Source organism: Novosphingobium sp. SG751A (assembly GCF_013149295.1).
Classification (GTDB): domain Bacteria; phylum Pseudomonadota; class Alphaproteobacteria; order Sphingomonadales; family Sphingomonadaceae; genus Novosphingobium.
In genome coordinates this window covers 182,467-201,105 of the sequence record NZ_JABGCB010000001.1, presented here as the reverse complement: position 1 = coordinate 201,105, position 18,639 = coordinate 182,467, and the positions used below count along the sequence as shown (strand labels likewise).

The 18,639-nt window shown below is 60.8% G+C and carries 22 protein-coding genes and 1 tRNA gene; 16 read left to right on the top strand and 7 right to left on the bottom strand.

The features are described from left to right. Position 1: 1 nt before the first annotated feature. From FHW96_RS01020 to FHW96_RS00995, 6 genes are all read left to right on the top strand, one after another. Positions 2-229 carry a hypothetical protein gene (locus FHW96_RS01020; protein WP_172338695.1) on the top strand — a complete coding sequence of 76 codons (228 nt, stop codon included), beginning with the start codon at positions 2-4 and terminating at the stop codon, positions 227-229. Further along, complete coding sequence (locus tag FHW96_RS01015) at positions 222-1,259, top strand: DUF6551 family protein (protein WP_172338694.1); 1,038 nt, start codon at positions 222-224, stop codon at positions 1,257-1,259. The genes FHW96_RS01020 and FHW96_RS01015 overlap by 8 nt, the downstream gene beginning before the upstream one ends. 18 nt (positions 1,260-1,277) lie before the next feature. Then, on the top strand, positions 1,278-1,862 hold the full coding sequence (locus tag FHW96_RS01010) for a hypothetical protein (protein WP_172338693.1): 585 nt from the start codon (positions 1,278-1,280) through the stop codon (positions 1,860-1,862). Next, positions 1,859-2,164 (top strand): hypothetical protein, encoded by a 306-nt coding sequence (locus FHW96_RS01005; RefSeq protein ID WP_172338692.1) that lies wholly within the window; start codon positions 1,859-1,861, stop codon positions 2,162-2,164. The genes FHW96_RS01010 and FHW96_RS01005 overlap by 4 nt, the downstream gene beginning before the upstream one ends. Before the next feature lie 268 nt (positions 2,165-2,432). After that, entirely contained in the window at positions 2,433-2,954 is a 522-nt protein-coding gene (locus FHW96_RS01000; RefSeq protein ID WP_172338691.1) for an MmcB family DNA repair protein, read from the top strand. Next, the gene (locus FHW96_RS00995) at positions 2,951-3,364 is read left to right on the top strand and encodes a hypothetical protein (RefSeq protein ID WP_172338690.1); all 414 of its coding nucleotides are present in this window, start codon (positions 2,951-2,953) and stop codon (positions 3,362-3,364) included. The genes FHW96_RS01000 and FHW96_RS00995 overlap by 4 nt, the downstream gene beginning before the upstream one ends. A 28-nt stretch (positions 3,365-3,392) precedes the next feature. On the opposite strand, the gene FHW96_RS00990 is transcribed toward FHW96_RS00995, so the two are convergent. Continuing rightward, complete coding sequence (locus tag FHW96_RS00990; RefSeq protein WP_172338689.1) at positions 3,393-3,767, bottom strand: hypothetical protein; 375 nt, start codon at positions 3,765-3,767, stop codon at positions 3,393-3,395. A 191-nt stretch (positions 3,768-3,958) separates the two neighbouring features. On the opposite strand from FHW96_RS00990, the gene FHW96_RS00985 reads away from it, so the two are divergent. From FHW96_RS00985 to FHW96_RS00970, 4 genes are read left to right on the top strand one after another with little or no spacing between them, the layout of a single operon-like run. Continuing rightward, positions 3,959-4,693 (top strand): hypothetical protein, encoded by a 735-nt coding sequence (locus tag FHW96_RS00985; RefSeq protein ID WP_172338688.1) that lies wholly within the window; start codon positions 3,959-3,961, stop codon positions 4,691-4,693. Further along, on the top strand, positions 4,690-5,010 hold the full coding sequence (locus FHW96_RS00980) for a hypothetical protein (protein WP_172338687.1): 321 nt from the start codon (positions 4,690-4,692) through the stop codon (positions 5,008-5,010). Before FHW96_RS00985 ends, FHW96_RS00980 begins: the two co-directional genes overlap by 4 nt. Beyond that, the gene (locus FHW96_RS00975; protein ID WP_172338686.1) at positions 5,007-5,198 is read left to right on the top strand and encodes a hypothetical protein; all 192 of its coding nucleotides are present in this window, start codon (positions 5,007-5,009) and stop codon (positions 5,196-5,198) included. Before FHW96_RS00980 ends, FHW96_RS00975 begins: the two co-directional genes overlap by 4 nt. Continuing rightward, the gene (locus FHW96_RS00970; protein WP_172338685.1) at positions 5,195-6,268 is read left to right on the top strand and encodes a tyrosine-type recombinase/integrase; all 1,074 of its coding nucleotides are present in this window, start codon (positions 5,195-5,197) and stop codon (positions 6,266-6,268) included. The genes FHW96_RS00975 and FHW96_RS00970 overlap by 4 nt, the downstream gene beginning before the upstream one ends. Positions 6,269-6,332: 64 nt before the next feature. Here the strand turns inward: FHW96_RS00970 and FHW96_RS00965 are convergent. From FHW96_RS00965 to FHW96_RS00955, 3 genes are all read right to left on the bottom strand, one after another. After that, positions 6,333-6,408, bottom strand: a tRNA-Ile gene (locus tag FHW96_RS00965). 91 nt (positions 6,409-6,499) lie between these two features. Next, on the bottom strand, positions 6,500-7,504 hold the full coding sequence (locus tag FHW96_RS00960) for a polysaccharide deacetylase family protein (RefSeq protein ID WP_216650724.1): 1,005 nt from the start codon (positions 7,502-7,504) through the stop codon (positions 6,500-6,502). Between the two features lie 26 nt (positions 7,505-7,530). Then, entirely contained in the window at positions 7,531-9,252 is a 1,722-nt protein-coding gene (locus FHW96_RS00955) for a HAMP domain-containing sensor histidine kinase (RefSeq protein WP_172338684.1), read from the bottom strand. A 309-nt stretch (positions 9,253-9,561) separates the two neighbouring features. Here FHW96_RS00955 and FHW96_RS00950 point away from each other — a divergent pair, with 309 nt between their 5' ends. Next, positions 9,562-10,029, top strand: coding sequence for an Lrp/AsnC family transcriptional regulator (locus FHW96_RS00950; protein WP_172338683.1), 468 nt, complete (start codon positions 9,562-9,564; stop codon positions 10,027-10,029). 277 nt (positions 10,030-10,306) lie between these two features. Here the strand turns inward: FHW96_RS00950 and FHW96_RS00945 are convergent, their stop codons facing one another. Continuing rightward, positions 10,307-11,818: an acetyl-CoA hydrolase/transferase family protein gene (locus FHW96_RS00945; protein ID WP_172338682.1), complete on the bottom strand. Its 1,512-nt coding sequence runs from the start codon at positions 11,816-11,818 to the stop codon at positions 10,307-10,309. Between the two features lie 302 nt (positions 11,819-12,120). After that, entirely contained in the window at positions 12,121-12,300 is a 180-nt protein-coding gene (locus tag FHW96_RS26060; protein WP_253950669.1) for a hypothetical protein, read from the bottom strand. 48 nt (positions 12,301-12,348) lie between these two features. On the opposite strand from FHW96_RS26060, the gene FHW96_RS00940 reads away from it, so the two are divergent. The 3 genes from FHW96_RS00940 to FHW96_RS00930 all read left to right on the top strand — a co-directional run bounded on the left by FHW96_RS00940 (position 12,349) and on the right by FHW96_RS00930 (position 17,084). Further along, positions 12,349-13,197, top strand: a complete 849-nt coding sequence (locus FHW96_RS00940; protein ID WP_253950668.1) for a GGDEF domain-containing protein — start codon at positions 12,349-12,351, stop codon at positions 13,195-13,197. Positions 13,198-13,375: 178 nt separating this feature from the next. Beyond that, positions 13,376-15,613: a bifunctional diguanylate cyclase/phosphodiesterase gene (locus FHW96_RS00935; protein WP_172338680.1), complete on the top strand. Its 2,238-nt coding sequence runs from the start codon at positions 13,376-13,378 to the stop codon at positions 15,611-15,613. 346 nt (positions 15,614-15,959) lie between these two features. Then, the gene (locus tag FHW96_RS00930; protein WP_172338679.1) at positions 15,960-17,084 is read left to right on the top strand and encodes an acyltransferase; all 1,125 of its coding nucleotides are present in this window, start codon (positions 15,960-15,962) and stop codon (positions 17,082-17,084) included. 420 nt (positions 17,085-17,504) lie between these two features. On the opposite strand, the gene FHW96_RS00925 is transcribed toward FHW96_RS00930, so the two are convergent. After that, entirely contained in the window at positions 17,505-17,873 is a 369-nt protein-coding gene (locus FHW96_RS00925; RefSeq protein WP_172338678.1) for a hypothetical protein, read from the bottom strand. 320 nt (positions 17,874-18,193) lie between these two features. Between FHW96_RS00925 and FHW96_RS00920 the strand changes: the two genes are divergently transcribed. Both FHW96_RS00920 and FHW96_RS00915 read left to right on the top strand, forming a co-directional pair. Next, positions 18,194-18,379, top strand: coding sequence for a hypothetical protein (locus tag FHW96_RS00920; RefSeq protein ID WP_172338677.1), 186 nt, complete (start codon positions 18,194-18,196; stop codon positions 18,377-18,379). Beyond that, the gene (locus FHW96_RS00915) at positions 18,376-18,597 is read left to right on the top strand and encodes a hypothetical protein (protein ID WP_172338676.1); all 222 of its coding nucleotides are present in this window, start codon (positions 18,376-18,378) and stop codon (positions 18,595-18,597) included. Before FHW96_RS00920 ends, FHW96_RS00915 begins: the two co-directional genes overlap by 4 nt. The last annotated feature ends 42 nt before the right edge of the window (positions 18,598-18,639 follow it).

Genomic DNA, 18,639 nt, shown 5'->3' with positions numbered 1-18,639 from the left:
TATGGCAACCCGCCGCAAATCCGCTCCGCCGCCTTGGACACAGCCCCGCCGCCGCCCCGGCCCGGCGCCGCGCCACGGCGTGGCCGAACGCCTTGCCGATCTGGGCGCCCTACGCCTCGCCCGGCCTCTCACCGACGCCGAACAGGCCGAAGAAAACCGCCTGCACGGCACCCTCTACCACCGCATCCGCCGCGAGGCACAACGACAGGAGGCCCAGCGCCATGGCTAAACCCGCCGCTTCACCATCCGCAAAGCCTGCGGTGCCCACCGGCCCCGTCACCGGCTCCCCGCCGTCCATCGAATGGGTGGCGCTGGATCAGCTCAACATCGACCACGAATATCAGCGCGCAGCCGACAATGGCACCTCGCGCCGCCTGATCGTGGCGATGATTCGCGAATGGAAATGGCCCTTGTGCCAGCCCTTGGCCGTGTCGCGCCGCGATGATCGCACGCTGTGGGTGCTGGATGGTCAACACCGGCTGAACGGCGCGCGCGAACGCGGCGATATTCCGCATCTGCCCTGCTTCATCGTCACCGGCATCGCCCAGGGCGAGGAGGCGCGCACCTTCGTCGACCTCAACACCCAGCGCCAGAAGCTGAGCGAGAACGACAAGTTTCTGGGCATGCTGGCAGCCGGCGATCATTACGCGCAGCATCTGGCCCAGATCTTGCGCGACACCGACTGGCGCATCACGCGCGATAATAACCCCGAACGCTGGGGTGCGGGCGAACTGCAATGCGCCCCCGCGCTGGTCAAGCTGCTGCGCCAGCGGGGCGAACATCCGATCCGCTTTGCGCTGGCCACAGCCCGCGCCGCCTACATCGACACGTCCATGCGTCAGACTTCGACCATCCTGCGCGCACTGATCGACCTGTTCCCTGACACGCAGCGGCACAACATCAATTCCGCCCGCGTGGCGCAGGTGCTGGGCGCCACCCCGGCCACCGGATGGATCGCCCGCGCCACGCTGGAGCGCGACCGGCTGAACGTGTCGCGCGAGGCTGCCCTGCGCATGGCGATCCTCTATGAATGCGCGCCCAACCTGCGCCCATCGGCCCCAAAGCGAGAAGTCGCAGAAGCTTTGCCGAAGGCGACAATCATACAGGTGCAGAGCGTTTCCATGACGCCACGCCCGGCGCCCAAATCCCCCTTTAACGCCGAAGGCAAAGGCTGGTGCGACCAATGCGACAGCCTCGTCTCACGCGGCAAGGCCGGAGCCTGCCCCGACCGCCACTGCTCGTTGCGCCAATTCACCTGATTGGGAAGGAAAACGACAATGGCTGATCCCGCCATCCCCCTGCTTTCCGACCTCCGCACCCCACCGGTCATTCGCCGCACCTACATGGTGCCCGTGGTCCATTTCATCTATCTGAACCGCGAAGATGACTGGCCGGTACTTGGCCCGATGCATACCGATGCCAAGCACTTCAACTTTCCTGAGCCGCATTACCATATCGACGCACGCTTTTTGACCGCCGATCAGGCGCGCCTAGTGCGCAACTACATGCGCGGATCACGCTTGGCCGATGGGTTTGATCCATTGGCCGTCACGGTTAGCGGACTACCACTGGCAAAGCGGCGCGTAGCAAATCCGGTCGAAGTGCCCAAAGGGCGCCCGGAATTGAAGGCGCTGCGTTGCAGCCGCAAAACTCCCATTTATCCGTTTGGCGATAGGCCGCCCATGCAGGCCCTGCGCGCCGAATATTCCGATCCGGCCATCCCCATCCAAAAGCCCGATGGCCGCCTGCTATGCCCCCATCGCAAGGTGGACCTGTCGAGCTTCGCCCCCGATGCTGATGGCGTTGTGGTCTGCCCACTGCACGGCCTGCGCGTCCATTGCGCCCAAAGGGCAGCGGCATGAACCTCCTCGACCTCATGGGCGCCCCGGCGCAACCATCGGCCCGCGCCTATACCCCGCGCGCCATCCGCCCGATGTGGCGGGGTGGCGCCCCGGTGCCCGGCAGCGACAAGGGCTATGTCCCGCATCAGCCGGGCGACCTGCGCTGGCTGATCCACGCCTATCAGGACGGCACCCCGCTGGGCCGCTGGTATCGCTGGGGCCACGCCAAAGACTGCCCGATGTGGATCTGCATCGACCCGGCCGACGCCACCGGCATCAACGCCCACCCCGACACCCCGCCGACCGGGAGGGCAGGGGCATGACCTACCAATTCCAATCGTCCGACCTAAAATGCTCCAACCAATCCCATAGATGGGACAGAAGATGGACGGCTGGGACTAGGTCGGACAAAGACAAACGCTTGCGGATGTGTCGCTTCATTGCTTCTTTCCTTTCAAAAGAAGCCACACCAACTAATCCCATCGCGGCAAAGTTGGAGACGCGTTTGTCATCGGTTGGCGTGCTTCGCCTTCCGTTTTCGAGCCAATCGAATGGCCTGTCCTCTTGTGGCATTTCCAAAGTGGGGGCGCCATGACCGCCGAGGAAATCCTTGCCGCACTGGTCAAGCGCGCTGGTGACGGCATCTATGCCTCCGAACTGGCCTTTTCCCAAGGCGCGCGCCGCGTCGACTTCTGGACGATCAGCGCCAATTCATCCTCCGGTTTCAAGGCCGACGCCTATGAAATCAAGGTGTCCCGCGCCGACTTCAAGCGCGATTCCGCGATCAAACAGCGCGAAGCCCGCCTGTTCTCCGACCGCTTCTATTACGTGACGCCGGTCGATCTGATCCGCCCGGAGGAATGCCCCGATTGGGCCGGGCTGATCGAGTTTGACGGCGAGAAGCTGAAAACCCGCATCAACGCGCCCCTGCGCGACAAGGACGCGCCCTCTTGGGAATTCGTCGTCTCGCTGATCCGGCAAAGCGGCAACATCAACCGCGATGCGGACCTGCTGCGCAAACGCGCCCTCTACGCCGAACGCACCTTGGCCGAAGTCGAACGCAAGCTGCGCGATGCAGGCCACCAACCTTGGCAATTTGGGATCAACAAATGACCTACCCACCCAAAGACGAATGGGGCATGTCGGCCGAGGATCGCCGCTTCTGGCATTGGGATCTGGATCAGGAAGAGCGCCACCAGCGCTTCAAGGCGCTCAAAGCGCTCTGGGGCTATCGCGGGCCGCAGGTCGGGTATCTCGGCTGCATGGGCCACAGTGCCGGGAAGGGCGATGATTGGACCTTCTGGCGCGCCGTCCGCATGTCGTTGGCGCTGATCCTTGGCCGTCATTGGACCCAAACGCAGGAGGATGCCTACGAGCGCCGCACCGGCCGTCACTATTGCCGTTCGCTCGACATGTGCTTCTGGGACAATGGCCCCACCTATGGCGGCTATACCGTCATGGTCGGACAGCTCTGCGACGGCCTGCGCTGCGAAGTGTTCCACGATGGGGAATGCTTCCTGTGACCCGCGACATCTTCACCGCCGCGCCCGACTATTTCCAAACGCCACCTTGGGCCACACGCGCGTTCTGCGAATGGCTGGCCGGGCCAAGCGAGACGCTATGACCTCTGCCACATGCCCATCCTTGCTCCCGCGGGGTCAGCGTTTGCGACCTTCCAGATGCGATCTCGTCCAACGCGAGCTGCTTAAAATCTCCTATTCTGAGATTAACGCCATGCCGCACATCAGCGAGACTATCGATGCAGATGTCGAACCGGATGCGAAGATATTGGCCGTTAATAAAAATATTTACCCAATCATCTTTGCAGCCATTAAAAGCGGAAATGGTTATCATGTATTCAAAATCGCGATGAAACCCGGTGGTTTCAACGAGATCAATACTGCTTTGGTATTGCGTATCTGTCATTTTTGTATCCATATCTTGGGATTCTGTTTATCTTTAATATCAGAAAACCAGATTTCCGATAAAGGATGCCAGTTACGTAGAAATCAAAATTATCCACAGAATGGTAATGCTCGGCAGGCAAAGTATCAGAATGCAATAGAGCGTGACCGTTCGCTCCAATGTTGTGCCGCCATCCGGACTGTTCAAGCCGCATGACTGCCAACCGCTCCCCCGCCGTCATGGCCCAGCGCGCCCCGGCGCCCGATGCGCTCGACTATTTCCCGACGCCTCCATGGGCCACGCGCGCTTTCTGCGAATGGCTGGCCGCGCGCGGCGAACCGCTGTCATCCTTCCACGCATGGGAACCGGCCTGCGGCGAAATGCACATGGCCCATGCGCTGGGCGAATATTTCGAGGAAGTCCGCGCCACCGATGTCCATCAATACGGCAACAACGGCCTGTGCGATTTCCTCGCGCTCGACACCTATGCGCCTTGGCCGCCGGTCGAATGGATCATCACCAACCCGCCCTTTCTGGTGGCCGAACAATTCATCGCCACCGCCCGCCGCCACGCGCGCCGGGGCGTGGCCATGCTGGTGCGCACATCCTTCCTCGAAGGTCAGGACCGCCACCACGATCTGTTCGCGAGCGAGCACCGGCCTAGCCATGTCCTACAATTCTCCGAAAGGGTGGGCATGTTTCGTGGCCGCCTGATCGAGACAGGCAAGCCCGATCCGTTCAACCTGGACGAGAAGGGCAAGCCCCGCAAGGCCAGCACCGCCACCAGCTATTGCTGGCTGCTCTGGCTCCCCGGCCACGGCGACCGCCCCACCGAACTCCACTGGATCGCCCCCTGCCGCACCAAACTGGAGCGGGCAGGGGACTACCCCGCCTATCCCGACCAATGGGCCAAAATCGCGCCCGCAACAGGAGGTTTGTTCGCATGAAAACCGTCATCATTTATGGGCCGCCCGCATGCGGTAAGACACTTCACGCCGCCTCGATTGCTGCCCTATTCAACATGCCTACGGACCGGGTGTTTGATTGCGGAAAGTTTGATTACGGCCGCCTGCCGCCGAATATGCTGCCCGGCTATATCTATCTGGTGACGGACCACTTTCCGCCTAAAGACGTCGGCTGCGCTGACATTATCAAGCGCTATTCTGAACTTGGCTTGCCCAACATGGCCCGGCCCGGCCAACAGCCGCAAACCGAAGAACAGACCTTGGCCTATATCCGGGGACAAGGAGGCGTAACGGGATGAGCGCCCCCGCCCGCTTCACCCAGACCGACATTGCCCGCGCGATGAAGGGCGCGCGCAAGGCTGGCTTTTCGGCGATTCGCGTGGTTATTGAGCCCGGCGGCAATATCGTGATGGAGGCCAGCGAGGCCCCAAGCGAAACCGTCACGCGCCGCAACCCGCTCGACCGGCTGTTGAAAGGCCCCAGATGAAGACACGTTATCCCGGCGTTACGGTCAATCCCGATCGGCATGGAAAGCTGCGCGCGCGTTTCCGCAAGGCCGGGCGCAAGCCGGTTTACATGAAGACGCTGCCAGATCAGCCGGGCTTCAAAGCCGAATATCAGGCCTTGATCGAGGCCGCCCCGCAGATCGAGAGCCGGGCCATCCCCGGTTCAATCAGCGATCTGCTGGAGCGCTATTACCGCGCCGCCGATTTCGCGGGCAAAGGCAGCGACAATACAAGGGCCCGCCGCCGATGGCTGCTGGAAAGCTTCCGACGCGATTATGGCGACGATCAGGTCAGCAATTTTACGTTCGAACACATCGAACAGATCCTGCTGGCACGCACCGAAAAGAAGAAGGACGAACGCGGCCGCACCTTTGGCGGTCAGGTCGCGGCCGTCAAACTGCGCAAGGAAATCCGGCGCGTTTTCGCCTATGCCAAAAAGCTGAAATGGATTGGCGACAACCCGGTCGACGAAGCCGAGAAGGTGGGCAAGACGAAGCTCAAAGGCTTCCACACCTGGACCGAAGAAGAGATTGCCCAGTATCAGGCAAAGCATGCCATCGGCACACGGGCCCGCCTCGCGCTGGAAATCATCCTATGGACCGGCCAGAGGCGAGGGGATGCGCGCCTGTTCGGGCCCAAGCACATCGTCAACGGCAAGGTCAATTACACCACCGGCAAGACAGGCACCGATCTGTGGCTGCCCATCGCCCGCGATATGCGCCGCGCGATTGATGCCATGCCATCGGTCGGCATCACCAGCTATCTGGTGACGGGTACGGGCCTGCCGTTCAGCAAGGTAGGATTCGGCAACAAGATGCGCGAATGGTGCAACGAAGCGGGCCTGCCTCATTGCGCGGCCCACGGCCTGCGCAAAGCCATCGCGCGCCGCATGGCCGAAACCAAGCTGAGCGATGAACAGATGAAGGCGGTGGGCGGCTGGAAGGATACCCAGATGCTGCGCGTCTATACCGAAGCAGCCGGACAGGAAGACCTTGCCGATGGCGCCATCCGCGCGATTGATGACCGCTATTCGACGGAAAAGGACCTCTGATTTGTCTAACCACCCCCATGGGTTAGACAAATCCAGATAGATTATCGTTATATTTCAATAGGCATGGTGGGCCCGGCAGGATTTGAACCCGCGACCTAGCCGTTATGAGCGGCCAGCTCTAACCGCTGAGCTACAGGCCCCAACCATGTTTTGCGCGAGATGCGCGGCCCCGCGTTAGCCGCGACATGCGCAACAGGCAAGGGCTTCCATCGAACACATTAATCGAACCCCTCAATCGAACAGGGTGGTTTCCATCACTTCACGCACGCTGGTCGGTTTGACCCCGCGCGCGATCAGCAATTCAAACACTTGGCGCCACCATTCGTACATTTCGTCCAGATCGGCCTCGGTGCGCACATAGGGCGTGTGGCCGGGGCAGAGCGAGGGGCTGTGAAAGGACAGGACTATGACGGGCAGATTTTCGTCCACCGCGATGTTGATCGCGCGAAGAGCCTCGCCCACCGTCACGCCTTCGGGTGTCAGAGGGATGCGTTCGAGCAAGCCGACCCGCGCCATCGCCCCGCGCAGCCGATCAAAACGCGACAATTTGGGATAGAGCCATTGCCCATAACGCCGCAAAAGCCCCGAAAATACCGTGGTCAGCGGCATTTCCATCAAGCGCCCCGGCTCGCCCACCCAATAGGGCCGTAGCGGCAGATCACGGAAATTGGGCCCGCCCCAACCGCTGTAATCAAAGCGCGAGCGCACCGACGTGTCGATCGCCACTCCGGCCTCATGCAGCACATCGGCGGTGTTGGGCCCGATGCCATAACGCCCGGCGCGATAAATCATCGGCGCGGCACCGAAATTTTCTGCGATGGTTGCGTGCAGTTTCAGGAACTTGGCCCGTTCCAGCGCAAAGGGCAGGTTGCCCGAAAAACTGTTATACTGGTTAACCTCCTCCTCATAAGGAGGGTTAACCCAGGGGTGAAGCTGAACCCCGACTTCGGCCCGCCCGGCAATCACCGCGTCGCGCAGCAACTCAGCCGCCAGCGCCGATGTCGCCACCGGATAGTCGATCAGATAGATCGGGACGATGCCGAAGCCTTCGCAAAACTGCTGAAACTTGCGCAGGCGCGAAACCGTATCGACCCGGTGCCGCGTGCGGGTCAGCGGCTTGGTCCAGTCAAATTCCTCTTCGGTATCAATGGTAACCACGAAGCGCTGACCCACGCCTTCGCGGAAACGCACAAAGGCGTCCTGCGCGGGCTGGTCGGTAATCTGGTGAAATGACAAATCGGGCTCCCTGCCGCGCTGTGAAATCAAGCCACCGGTGTTTTGCACGCCTCAGGCCTGTTTTCAGGCACTTGGCTAAGGTTAACCATTGGCAGGGTCAAGCCCGGTAATGTAAGCAAAAGTTGCTGTCCCTCGCGGATCAATCCGCCCCCTGCGGCCCGCGCCTCGGCGGCGGCAAGGCGTAGGGCAAAGCCGGTGCCGAACATGCCCGCGCCAGGTTGATGGGTGGCAGGCGCGGCGCCATGGAACAGCGCCTCGTCGCTCAGCGCCGCAAGCGTCTGCGGCAGGGTAAACATGGCCAGCACCGCGCCCCCGCGATGGCTCAGCCGGATCGGCAGGGCTTCCCCCGCCGCGCCATTGCCCGCCAGCGTGGCCAGCAGGCGCCAGCACAGTCGCTCCGCCTCGGTTCCATCCAGCGCTACAGGGCAGGGGTGTTCATGCCCCTCCAGCCGCAAGGCGGGCCCGCGATCATCCCCCGCCAGCCGCGAGACCAGTGCATCGAGCGCGGTGGCCAGATCGCATTCGCCCCCGGCCAGCGCAAGGCTGCCGCTTTCCAGCCTCGCATAGCGGTCGAGCTCTTCAAATCCGGCCAGCATCAACGCGCTGTCGGCCGCGACAACAGCGGCCAGCGCGCGATATTCATGCGGGGTAGGGCCGAACAATTGCTGCTGGATCACCTCGGCAAAGCCCTGAATGGCATTCACCGGCGTGCGCAATTCATGGAGCAATTGCCGCAGGCGGTCCGTCTCGCTGTCCTGCGCCGGAGCAGCAGGGGCAGGGGGCGCAGCAACCGCCGCAGGCCGCCGAAAACGCCCCAGATGGCCAATATAGCGCCCGCCCAGTGGATCAAAGCGCGGCACGGCATCCACTTGCCATTCGCCCGCAATTGCCGGAGCCCCGGCCAGCGTGATCATCACTGCGCGGAAAGGTTGATGCAGCCGCACCGCATTGGCTCCCGGCCCATTGCCGCCCAGCCCATAGCCCACCACCATCGGTGCAACCCGCGCCTCGGCCCAGACGATGCGGCCTTCGCCATCGCTGGCGAAATCGAAGGACTGGATCGGTTGGCCCGGCTTGGCCTTTTTGGATTGGGCGGGGCGCGCGGCCTCGGCGGCGATGTTGTTTTCGCGGGCCTGCCGAAAGGCCTCGATTCGTCGCACCAGCGCGCCGATCGTATCCTCGGCCAGAGGCGGGGAGGCCTGATAGGACGATGCGCGCGGGGGTTTGGCTGTCGGTTCGGGCGGCGTTTCGGTTTGGATCGGCGCCGCAGGGGCCATAGCAACAGGCGCCGGTTCTTTGGGGGCAGGCGTGCCGGGCAATGCCGGATCGCCGATGCCCAATCGCGCCAGCAGCGCCCGCGCGCCCGGCCCCAGATCGCGCCGCATCCCCAGCGTCCCGCGCGAGGCCAGCGGCAGCGCCGGGATCAGGTCAATCCATTGCTCATCGCTCAATTGCGCGGAGTGGAGCGCGGACAAAGATACCACCGGTTCGGCGCCCGCCAGCGCCGCCACCAGCCGGGGCGCGCGCAGCCGCAGGCCGGGCTGGCGCAGAATCGCCGCGCGATCCGCCGCCGGAATCCGTCCGCCCAATTCGCCCAGCCGCAGATAGGCCAGATCGACCATCTCGCCCTGCTCATCAACCGGCAGCGTGCCCAGCAGGTCCAGCAATTGCCGGAACTGAATGCGCGCAACGCCTTGCCCGACTGGCGTCAGGCGAAGGGCGGTGGCAAGGCGGTCGTCATAGCGCATGGGTTTGTGTATCAGCAGTTATGGTGTTGCAGATGGCCTTTCCAAGCCAATACGATGTTAATTCCTAGCGAGTGGTTAGGATCGCCAACGGAACCTGTGTACAACTTTATTCTGCATCCTATCACACCTGCGCGCAGGCGAAAGCTCGTAGCGCGGTGGCGTTGCAATGTGGGACGATTGCGGCCATAGATAATAATATTAGCACGGCCCGCAACAGATGGGCTGATTCTTTCATCTTTGGCGACCCTGCCGACAGGAAGGGTCTTTCTGCCGCAACCGGCGGGCCGCAATTGGGGAATTTCCGGGCTTATGGCCAATCTTGATCAGATCGACCGGCGTTTGCTGGCCGAATTGCAGGACGAGGGCCGCGTTACCAATGTCGAATTGGCCCAACGCGTCGGGCTGACCGCGCCGCCCTGCCTGCGCCGCGTGCGCGCGCTCGAAGAAGAAGGCGTCATCCGGGGCTATCACGCCGAACTGGACGGGGCCAAGCTGGGCTTTTCGATCACCGTCTTTGCCATGGTTTCGCTAAAAAGCCAGGCCGAAGAGGCGCTGCGCGGATTCGAGGACCATGTGCGCGGCCTTCCTGAAGTGCGCGAATGTCATATGCTCAACGGCGAAATCGACTTCATCCTGAAAATCGTGTCGCGCGATCTGCAAAGCTTTCAGGAATTCCTGACCAGCAAGCTGACGCCCGCGCCCAATGTTGCCAGCGTGAAAACGTCGCTGACGATTCGCACTTCGAAGCATTTGCCGGGGGTGCCGTTGGACGATTGAGGCGGGGGCTGTGTTTGAGATGCCTCCGGCGGGCCAAGGGACTGGTCCCTTGGCAATCCCATTATGGGGTAGCGTAAAATGGCCGCCTTGTGCCTGATCTCAAATTATAAAAGCCTGCGGCGCTGTTAAGGCGCCGCAGGCTTTTAATTTTCAACGCTGCGTTCAAAAGCCGGGGTCGAGTTCCTAACGCAACAAAGACAGTAACGGGATTGCCAAGGGACGAGTCCCTTGGCCCGCCGGAGGCATGGGGCGCCCGCCGGAGGCAAACCCCTTATTATTAAACCTTCATCGACCCCGTCTCGATAAACCGCTGATGCCAGCTCAACGCCTCACCGGGCAGTGAAGGCGCATGCAGCCCATACGACCCCTTGAGTGCGCGATCATAATAATCGGCCAGCATCGGGCGGAAATCGGGGTGGGCGCAATTCTGGATGATGGCCAGTGCGCGCTGCTTGGGGCTAAGGCCGCGCAGGTCGGCCAGGCCCTGTTCGGTCACGACCACCTGCACGTCCTGCGCGATATGGTCCACATGGGCCACCTGCGGCACGATGGCGCTGATCTTGCCGCCCTTGGCGGTGCTGGGCGTCATAAAGATCGAGACATAGGCGTTGCGGGCAAAGTCGCCGCTGCCGCCGATGCCGTTCTGAATGCGGCTGCCCATCACATGCGTCGAGTTGACGTTGCCATAGATGTCGGCCTCGATCAGACCATTCATCGCGATACAGCCAAGGCGGCGGATCAGCTCGGGGTGGTTGCTGATTTCCTGCGGGCGCAGGATCATCTTTTCCCGATAGGCCGACATATTGTTGTTCATCCGCTCGGCCGCTTCGGGCGACAGCGAGAAGGATGTGGCCGAGGCCATGCGCAGCTTGCCCGCGTCGAGCAGGTCGATCATGCCGTCCTGAATGACCTCGGTATAGGAGGTCAGGTTTTCGAACGGGCTGTTGACGAGGCCCGAGAGCACCGCATTGGCGATATTGCCCACGCCCGATTGCAGCGGCAGCAGGTTTTCCGGCATCCGCCCCTGCTTGACCTCATTGGCGAGAAAATCGAGCATATGGCCCGCAATGCGCAGCGCCGTTTCGCCCGGCGCGTCAAACGGCAGGTTGCGGTCGGGCTTGTCGGTTTCGACAATGGCCACGATCTTGTCGGGGTCGCATTGCAGCGTGGGCTGGCCGATGCGATCGTCCGGGCGGGTCAAGGGGATGGGCACGCGATGCGGGGGCAGGCGGGTGCCGTAATAGATGTCGTGCATCCCTTCCAGCTCAGCGGCCTGCCAGTGGTTGACCTCAAGGATGATGCGGTCGGCGCGGTCGAGCCAGGTCTTGTTGTTGCCCACCGAGGAGGAGGGCACGAGGCTGCCGTCGGCATTAATCGCGGTGACTTCGACCAGCGCAACGTCGAGCGGGCCTAGGAAGCCCTGCCATGCCATCGGCGCCACCTGCGAGAGGTGCATGTCGAAATAGTCCATCTGGCCGCTGTTGATCTTTTCGCGGGCGATGGGGTCGGAATTATAAGGCAGGCGAAATTCGATGCCATTGGCCTTGGCCAGCGCCGCGTCCAGTTCCGGCCCGGTCGAGGCGCCGGTCCACACGCGCACCTGAAACGGATCGCCCGCGCGATGGGCATCCTCGATCCTTTCGGCCAGCGCCAGAGGCACCGCCTTGGGATAACCGGAACCGGTAAACCCGCTCATGCCTACCGTATCGCCCGGATTGATAAGGGCGGCGGCCTGTTCGGCGCTGGTGATGCGGGATTTGAGCGTCTGATGGGCAATGCGCGCAGACATGGCGAGGGCTTCTCCTGCGTTTGTGTTGGCCTGACAATGGGATAGCTTTCCGGGGCCGTTGGGCCGGGGATTGTCGGGGCGGCTCCGCGCATGCGCCCCGATTGGTTACTTTGCAAGCGAGTCGGGGGCCAATACGACCAATGTCTTGGGTCTTTGGTACAAGCGCTAAACCCCTAGGCCGGGCGGCGTATAGTTAAGGAAAGCTTCGGGCGAATAGGGGAATCTTGTGGCGGGCAGCATGGCGCATTTGAAGGAAGCTTGGTTCTAATCCGGCATCAGTGCAAACGTTACTCATAAAGGATTCAGCCTTGCGCTTGTTCAAGTTGGCTTTGGCCTCCTCCGCTGAATTTGATAATATGTCGCAAAACCCTGACGCCACGCCCTTGAACGACGTGCGCAGGGAGCAATTGATTGATCGTATTAAAGAATTCTTCGTCGATAATAAATTGGAAGTAACCGCCGAGAACCTGCTTGCCGTTCATGCGGCCTATTCTGGGTCATCGCCGCGCCTTGCCCGCAAATTTGGCGTCATGCGTGAGGAAAACCGCGTCATCACTCAGGCCTGGATGGACCAGGTTACCGAAAAGGATGAGGATGGGGCCCTGCGCGAGAATGCGCAGCAGATGCTCAACAAGTTAAGTAACCGTCTGGAGGTGTTCACCAGCACCGCAGCGCGGGCGTGCAGTGATTCAGGATCCTATCACGCCGCCCTCGAACAGGTGGTCAGCGTGCTGCCCGGCGCGGATGGGGGCGAATTTGTCTCCAGCCTTGCCGAACTGACCCGCGCGATGATCGAGCGCACGCATCTGCTGGAAGAAAGCATGCGTCGCAGCGAGCAGGAAGCGACCGCGCTGCGCAAAAGCCTCGACCGCGCCCAGCGTGATGCCCATGTCGACCACCTGACCGGCCTGCCCAATCGTCGCGCTTTCGAAGCGGTGCTGGAAAGCGAATATCGCGAGGCGCAGGTTCGAATCGAACCGCTCTGTCTGGCTTTTTGCGACATCGACCATTTCAAACGTATCAACGACACCCATGGCCACGAGGCGGGCGACCGCGTCATTCAGGCCATCGCCCAGACGCTGCAGCATCTTTCGGATGACAAATGCCATGTGGCGCGCCACGGCGGCGAGGAATTCGTCATGCTGTTCCGCGACAAAACCCCCACGCAGGTTCATCAGTTACTGGACGAAGCGCGTGAAAAGCTGTCCCGACGCAATTTCGTCAACCGCAGGAGCGACGAACCCATCGGTCATATCACCATATCGGGTGGGGTCGCCAATGTCTTTGCCTTTCCCAACGCCCGCGCCGCGCTGGAGGCCGCCGATGCGGCGCTTTATCGCGCTAAACGCGCCGGGCGAAACCAGATCTGCATGGCCTGAAATGCGGCGCGCGCCATCGGTGCGCGCCGCCTCTGAAACGGCCCGCGATGCCCCCTAGGCGCAATTGCGGAGGAGGGTCTGAGCTAAATCTGCAAGTACATTTATTTATTTGCGATCAACACAACCGAACACTGGCATGCTTTTGTAAAGCAACAGCAAGGGAAGGCTGACGCTGATCATGATCAACCCCAAGACCCCTCGCGCCGAGAGGGCTGGCGCCGGTGTCTATGGCCCCGTCATTGCACTTGCCGCCGGGGTTCTGGCGGTTTTGACGCTGGTGGTGACTGTCATGGTCAACCAGTTCGACGATGTTGCGCTCTCGATGCAGATCCAGACCGCAGAACGTGGTTACCGCAATCGCCTGGCCAGCTTTGCCGCGATGGTGCAGCCGAGGCTGGAATCGGGGGATGCGCTGAGCCATCTGACCGGAACATTCGATCCGGCATGGGCGGAACAGAATCTGGCGCGCTATTTCCTTGATCGCAACAATATCACTCGGTTGATCGTGGTGGATGGGCGCGACCGCCCGCTGTTCTTTGCCGTAGACGGGCGCCGGGTGGATCCGGGCATGATCAGCGCAACCTATGCCGGCGCGATGGCCGACCTTTTGCGCCGGGTTCGGACGGCGGAGGCGTCAATTCCGTCGGGCAGGGCCGATACGCTGCCCCAGCCGATCCAGTTCACCAATATCCTGTTCGCCGAAAACCAGCTCTACATCATGACCTCGACGCTGGTGCGCGCGCGGACCGATACAGGACGGGCGCCCGTGGTGGTGACGATGGCGCCGGTGGATCACTCGGTGCTCTCGATGTTCGGCGTGGGCAAACTGGTCAATAATTTCCGCGTGACCACTGATCTGCGCACCAACGATGATACCGCGACCCTCCCGCTTCAGGATCTGAGCGGCAGGGTGGTGGCGGGGCTGTCGTGGGACAGGCGCAATCCGGGCAGCGATCTTCTGGTGCGGCTGGTGTGGCCGATGGTGGCGATGCTGGGGCTGTTGCTGTTGCTGGGGGCCAGCCTGGCGCGGCAAACGCATCGCTATGCCCGCGGGCTGATCCTGTCCGAGGCGCGGGCGCGCCATTTGGCCTTTCACGATACGCTGACCCAATTGCCCAACCGCGCATTGATGTTCGAGCGGCTCAATCAACTGCGCTCGCTGGCTCGGCGGTCGGGGATGGATGTTGCGGTGCTGTGCCTCGATCTGGACCGGTTCAAGGAGGTTAATGACACACTGGGCCATCCGGCGGGCGATACGCTGATCCGCGCGGCGGCGCGCAGGCTGGCCAATCTGCTGCGTGATACTGATACGGTGGCCCGGCTGGGGGGCGATGAATTCGTCGTCCTGCAACCGCATTCGGGTGCGCCGGGGGCGGCTCATCTGGCCGAGCGGATCATCAATGCCTTTGCCCGGCCCTTTGATATTGAAGGGCAAATGGTGGAAATCGGTTGCTCGATCGGTATTACCATCATCAACGATCCCGATATTTCGGCCAGCGAGGTGCTGCGTCAGGCCGATCTGGCGCTTTATTGCTCCAAGGAAAAGGGCCGCAACCGGGCGACCTTTTTCGAGCCGGAAATGGATGCGGCGCTGCGCATCCGGCGCCAACTGGAAATGGACCTGCGCGAGGCTCTGAACGAAGAAATGCTGCATATGGTCTATCAGCCGCAGGTGGATGCCCATGGCCGCATGCGCGGGGTCGAGGCGCTGGTACGCTGGAACCACCCGGAAAAGGGCCTGATTCCGCCCAATGCCTTTGTGCTGCTGGCTGAGGAGAGCGGGCTGATCGCACAATTGGGCGCTTTTATCGTCGGCCGGGTTTTTGCCGAAACGCGCAATTGGCATGGGGTGCCCGTGGCCATCAACGTCTCGGCGCTGCAACTGCGCCAGCCTGCCTTTATGGTCACGATCAGCCGCCTTGTGGCCGAACATGCCATCGACCCGCGCCAGTATGAATTTGAGATCACTGAAACGGTGCTGCTGGGCGATGATGCGGCCACCCGCGACAATATCGCCACCCTCAAGCAGGAGGGCTTTGCCATCGCGCTCGATGATTTCGGCACCGGCTATTCCAGCCTGTCCTCGTTGCAACGTTTCGCGGTGGACCGGATCAAGATCGACCGTGCCTTTGTACGCAATCTGGACGATGACGACCCCGATGCGCTTCGCCTCATTCAGGCGATCATTCAACTGGCGCAGGCGCTCGATCTGGATGTGATTGCCGAGGGCGTGGAAACCGAAGGCCAGCGCGCAAGGTTGCTGGAATGCGGCTGCGACCATTTTCAGGGCTTTCTCTTTTCCCGCCCGGTCAGCGCGGAGGCTCTGGGCCAGATGATCGAAGCGCGCAGGCCGTTGGGGCCTGGGCATCAGCCGGTGGCGCTGGCTGCCTCAAGGGGAGGCCAGACGCGGGCCTGATTGTTCCGTGGCGTTTGGCGTCGGCGCTTGAATTCAAAAATAGTATTTTAGAACAGAACTATAATTGGAACTTCGCCTGCCGGTTCAAGCCTCGGTGGTATGGCGAAATTTGCACCAGAACGTTGGATCGGCATTCCAATTTTTGTACTGATAATGATTAAATGTTCGAAATACCTATGCAGAGCCACGTGGACCATATACCCCTTGGGTCCGTCGATGCCGATCTGCTTCCGCTGCCATCAATGCGATGGCCAACTCGCTGACATTTCAAGCCCGCGGAGAGGAGTAGCTCGACAGAAGCGGCAATGGCACTTGATCCATCGCCGTCATGCACTGGACGGGGTCTATGACCAATCAGGCAGGCGAAAGCATTATTCACTGGGGCTATAAACCCTACTTACTTGATAGCGGTCTTTCGGTTTGGCTCGATCATTTTCGCTGGATTGCGGCATTTGCCGTGGTTTGCGATCATGTTCGCTGGATTATTTTTCCTAATTTCGAATCTCGCGGGCTGCATCCGCATTTCACCTTGGCCGAAAAGGCATTCTTCTTTTTAACAAGGTTTGGATTGCAGGCGGTTGTTCTGTTCTTTGTGATATCCGGCCTGCTGGTTGGCGGTTCCTTGCTGCGCAAGATTCAGGAGGGGCGCTTCCATACCCGTAATTATGCTCTGGATCGGGTCTCACGCCTCGGTGTGGTTCTGGTCCCGGCGGTTGTCTGGGCAGCCGCGCTTCAATATGCCGGATATGGTCTGGCCTGTCAGACGCCCGACAATGGGCCAACATTGCTTGGCAATCTGGTCTTTTTACAAAACCTTGGCTTCGTAGCGCCGCTATGCAACAACCATCCTCTGTGGAGCCTGTCGAGCGAGGCCTGGTTCTATGTGATCGCCCCGGCATTCATGCTGTTATGGGTCGGGCAATTTCGCATCAGCGTCGTGATAACGTTGATCGCCGCTTTGGGGTTGGGCGTGCTGGGATTGCGGCTGGACCACGAAACACCGTTTTTTGGTTTGCTGCTGTGGTCGGCAGGTTTGTTGCCCTGGTTTGTCACTTTGCGGATGCGTCCGCTGTTTCCGGCGATTGCGCTGATTTTCGTATTGGCATTAACGCGCACATCGCTGTTTGAAACACATGCCATGAAGGACGTGCTTATAACGCTGTGCTTTACCGCATTGCTATGTACGGACCCGGCGCAATGGAGCAAACCGGCTCCACGCTTCGCCCATTATTTTGCGGGTTTTTCCTATTCGCTCTACCTTGTTCATATGCCTGCGGCTCAGGCGGTAGGGAGCGTTCTGGGCACTGATCATCCCGCCGATCAGACAATTTCCTATGTGCTTTACGTGGGCACTGTAGGTCTGATGGTGCTTGTCGGCTGGATCTTTGGGCAATTGTTTGAAAAGCAGACCCCTGTGATACGCAATTTCCTGTATCGCTTGACCGGGGCGATGCGATGGAAATCGGCATGAAATTGAACGAACAGCTCTTTTAAAAAGCGCAGGGTGCTTCGTCGCCCCTATCCCGGTCGGTTTCAGGCCCGTCTGGGCCTCAGCCTCATTGCCAAGGAGCGTGTCATGCATGGCCGTCATGGCTCAAACCAATGCCGGCCGGGAACTTGAGCAGCTTATGGCCCGCGAGGCGCTTGAAGGGCGCGTACACGGCTGTGGAATGCGATCCGTCAGGCGCAATGGAACTTGTGCTGAACGGAGCGGGTGCCGGGCTGATGAACATCGAACGTGCAGCTCGCAATCGCGCACTCCCCGAGGTTGAACGTCCTTCCCGCGAGGGCAATCGGGGGCGGGCGATCATGTCAGAATCGCGCGCGATCAGATAAACCGATTTTCAGTTAATACGGTCAACTGGGACAGTGGATGGCGGGTATGGGGCGATCACTCCGTTTGCAGGTGCCTGATCCTGGCTGTACCGGCTGATTGACGCAGGGCCTTCACGGCGTCCACGCATTCCTCAGCCTTATCATAAGGCCCGCCCGATGCGCGAACATGGCCGCCTGGCTCGCACAGGCGCCACTGCCATTGCTCGCCTCCGACAGTTGCGGAAACTCCGGGCGAGGGGACACCCTGATAAATTTCAAAATAGGCTTCTGCGCGATCATTGGAAACCCACAGGGGAATGGAGCGCCATGGCGGCGTACCGCGCAGATCGGCATGGCCGTCGCTGAGATCCATATAGATGTGGGCTTCCTGAACACCAAAACGGCATCGCAAACCGGAAAGGGCATGATCGGAGAGGTTGGACATCGTGGTCCTCCTGCATGGCAAGCGGGAGCACATATGTCTCTCTGTCACAGGGGAGCTTGCGGCCGGAAATCGCGTGATGGATCAATATACCATGGCGTGAACCGGATGACATTTTTAATTTTAGGCGGATGATCGTAAATTTTTCTCCTCTGATCGCAAAGGATATTGGTAATAAACTGCATCATTTCCAATCATTCCTTTGAGATTTTATCTTACATTTTTCTGGATAACAGCTATATAACAGGCATTGCGGAACTTCTCTCGTAGGCATCCGCGACTGAGAGACAAATGTGCTCCCGCTTACGCAAGGGAGTCTTATCATGGATCTTAACCGGCTTTATTTTCGACATCAGCTCTTGCTGATGCGGGCGAATTGCGCCGCTGACGAGGCAATCGGCCTGAAATATGAAGCAAAGGCGGCAGGTGTCGCCCGCAGCATCATGGCCTTTCAGGAGTATCTGGGGGCTTGGGCTGCGCGGTCCTGGCGGGCGGAGTGCGGCCAATGAGCCGCGCGATGAACATCGCCCTGCCCGAAGCGCAGGTCGCAGCCATGTGCGAGCAGGCGGGCGTTCGGATCAGCGATATCGAAACCCTGCCTGCGGGCGGCACCCATCTGGTCTGTGTGACCAGCGAAGGGGCCGATGAGATGCGTCGCCGATCGAAAGGGCATCTGATCGAGGGGCTGGTGAAGCGCTTTCCCTTCTATCACGCCCGTCGATACTGACGCGGCAAAGCGTTCGGAACATGGCCTGGTCGGCGGATGGAC

Excerpts from the sequence above, each read along its gene's own strand:
- FHW96_RS00935 (WP_172338680.1), top strand. The coding sequence starts at position 13,376 with ATGATCAACCCCAAGACCCCTCGCGCCGAGAGGGCTGGCGCCGGTGTC.
- FHW96_RS00945 (WP_172338682.1), bottom strand. The coding sequence starts at position 11,818 with ATGTCTGCGCGCATTGCCCATCAGACGCTCAAATCCCGCATCACCAGC.
- FHW96_RS00990 (WP_172338689.1), bottom strand. The coding sequence starts at position 3,767 with ATGACAGATACGCAATACCAAAGCAGTATTGATCTCGTTGAAACCACC.
- FHW96_RS26060 (WP_253950669.1), bottom strand. The coding sequence starts at position 12,300 with ATGAACGGCAAGCAGGTTCTCGGCGGTTACTTCCAATTTATTATCGAC.
- FHW96_RS00955 (WP_172338684.1), bottom strand. The coding sequence starts at position 9,252 with ATGCGCTATGACGACCGCCTTGCCACCGCCCTTCGCCTGACGCCAGTC.
- FHW96_RS00970 (WP_172338685.1), top strand. The coding sequence starts at position 5,195 with ATGAAGACACGTTATCCCGGCGTTACGGTCAATCCCGATCGGCATGGA.
- FHW96_RS00925 (WP_172338678.1), bottom strand. The coding sequence starts at position 17,873 with ATGTCCAACCTCTCCGATCATGCCCTTTCCGGTTTGCGATGCCGTTTT.
- FHW96_RS01010 (WP_172338693.1), top strand. The coding sequence starts at position 1,278 with ATGGCTGATCCCGCCATCCCCCTGCTTTCCGACCTCCGCACCCCACCG.
- FHW96_RS00915 (WP_172338676.1), top strand. The coding sequence starts at position 18,376 with ATGAGCCGCGCGATGAACATCGCCCTGCCCGAAGCGCAGGTCGCAGCC.
- FHW96_RS01005 (WP_172338692.1), top strand. The coding sequence starts at position 1,859 with ATGAACCTCCTCGACCTCATGGGCGCCCCGGCGCAACCATCGGCCCGC.
- FHW96_RS01000 (WP_172338691.1), top strand. The coding sequence starts at position 2,433 with ATGACCGCCGAGGAAATCCTTGCCGCACTGGTCAAGCGCGCTGGTGAC.
- FHW96_RS00975 (WP_172338686.1), top strand. The coding sequence starts at position 5,007 with ATGAGCGCCCCCGCCCGCTTCACCCAGACCGACATTGCCCGCGCGATG.
- FHW96_RS00980 (WP_172338687.1), top strand. The coding sequence starts at position 4,690 with ATGAAAACCGTCATCATTTATGGGCCGCCCGCATGCGGTAAGACACTT.
- FHW96_RS01020 (WP_172338695.1), top strand. The coding sequence starts at position 2 with ATGGCAACCCGCCGCAAATCCGCTCCGCCGCCTTGGACACAGCCCCGC.
- FHW96_RS01015 (WP_172338694.1), top strand. The coding sequence starts at position 222 with ATGGCTAAACCCGCCGCTTCACCATCCGCAAAGCCTGCGGTGCCCACC.
- FHW96_RS00920 (WP_172338677.1), top strand. The coding sequence starts at position 18,194 with ATGGATCTTAACCGGCTTTATTTTCGACATCAGCTCTTGCTGATGCGG.
- FHW96_RS00995 (WP_172338690.1), top strand. The coding sequence starts at position 2,951 with ATGACCTACCCACCCAAAGACGAATGGGGCATGTCGGCCGAGGATCGC.
- FHW96_RS00950 (WP_172338683.1), top strand. The coding sequence starts at position 9,562 with ATGGCCAATCTTGATCAGATCGACCGGCGTTTGCTGGCCGAATTGCAG.
- FHW96_RS00985 (WP_172338688.1), top strand. The coding sequence starts at position 3,959 with ATGACTGCCAACCGCTCCCCCGCCGTCATGGCCCAGCGCGCCCCGGCG.
- FHW96_RS00930 (WP_172338679.1), top strand. The coding sequence starts at position 15,960 with ATGACCAATCAGGCAGGCGAAAGCATTATTCACTGGGGCTATAAACCC.
- FHW96_RS00940 (WP_253950668.1), top strand. The coding sequence starts at position 12,349 with ATGCGTGAGGAAAACCGCGTCATCACTCAGGCCTGGATGGACCAGGTT.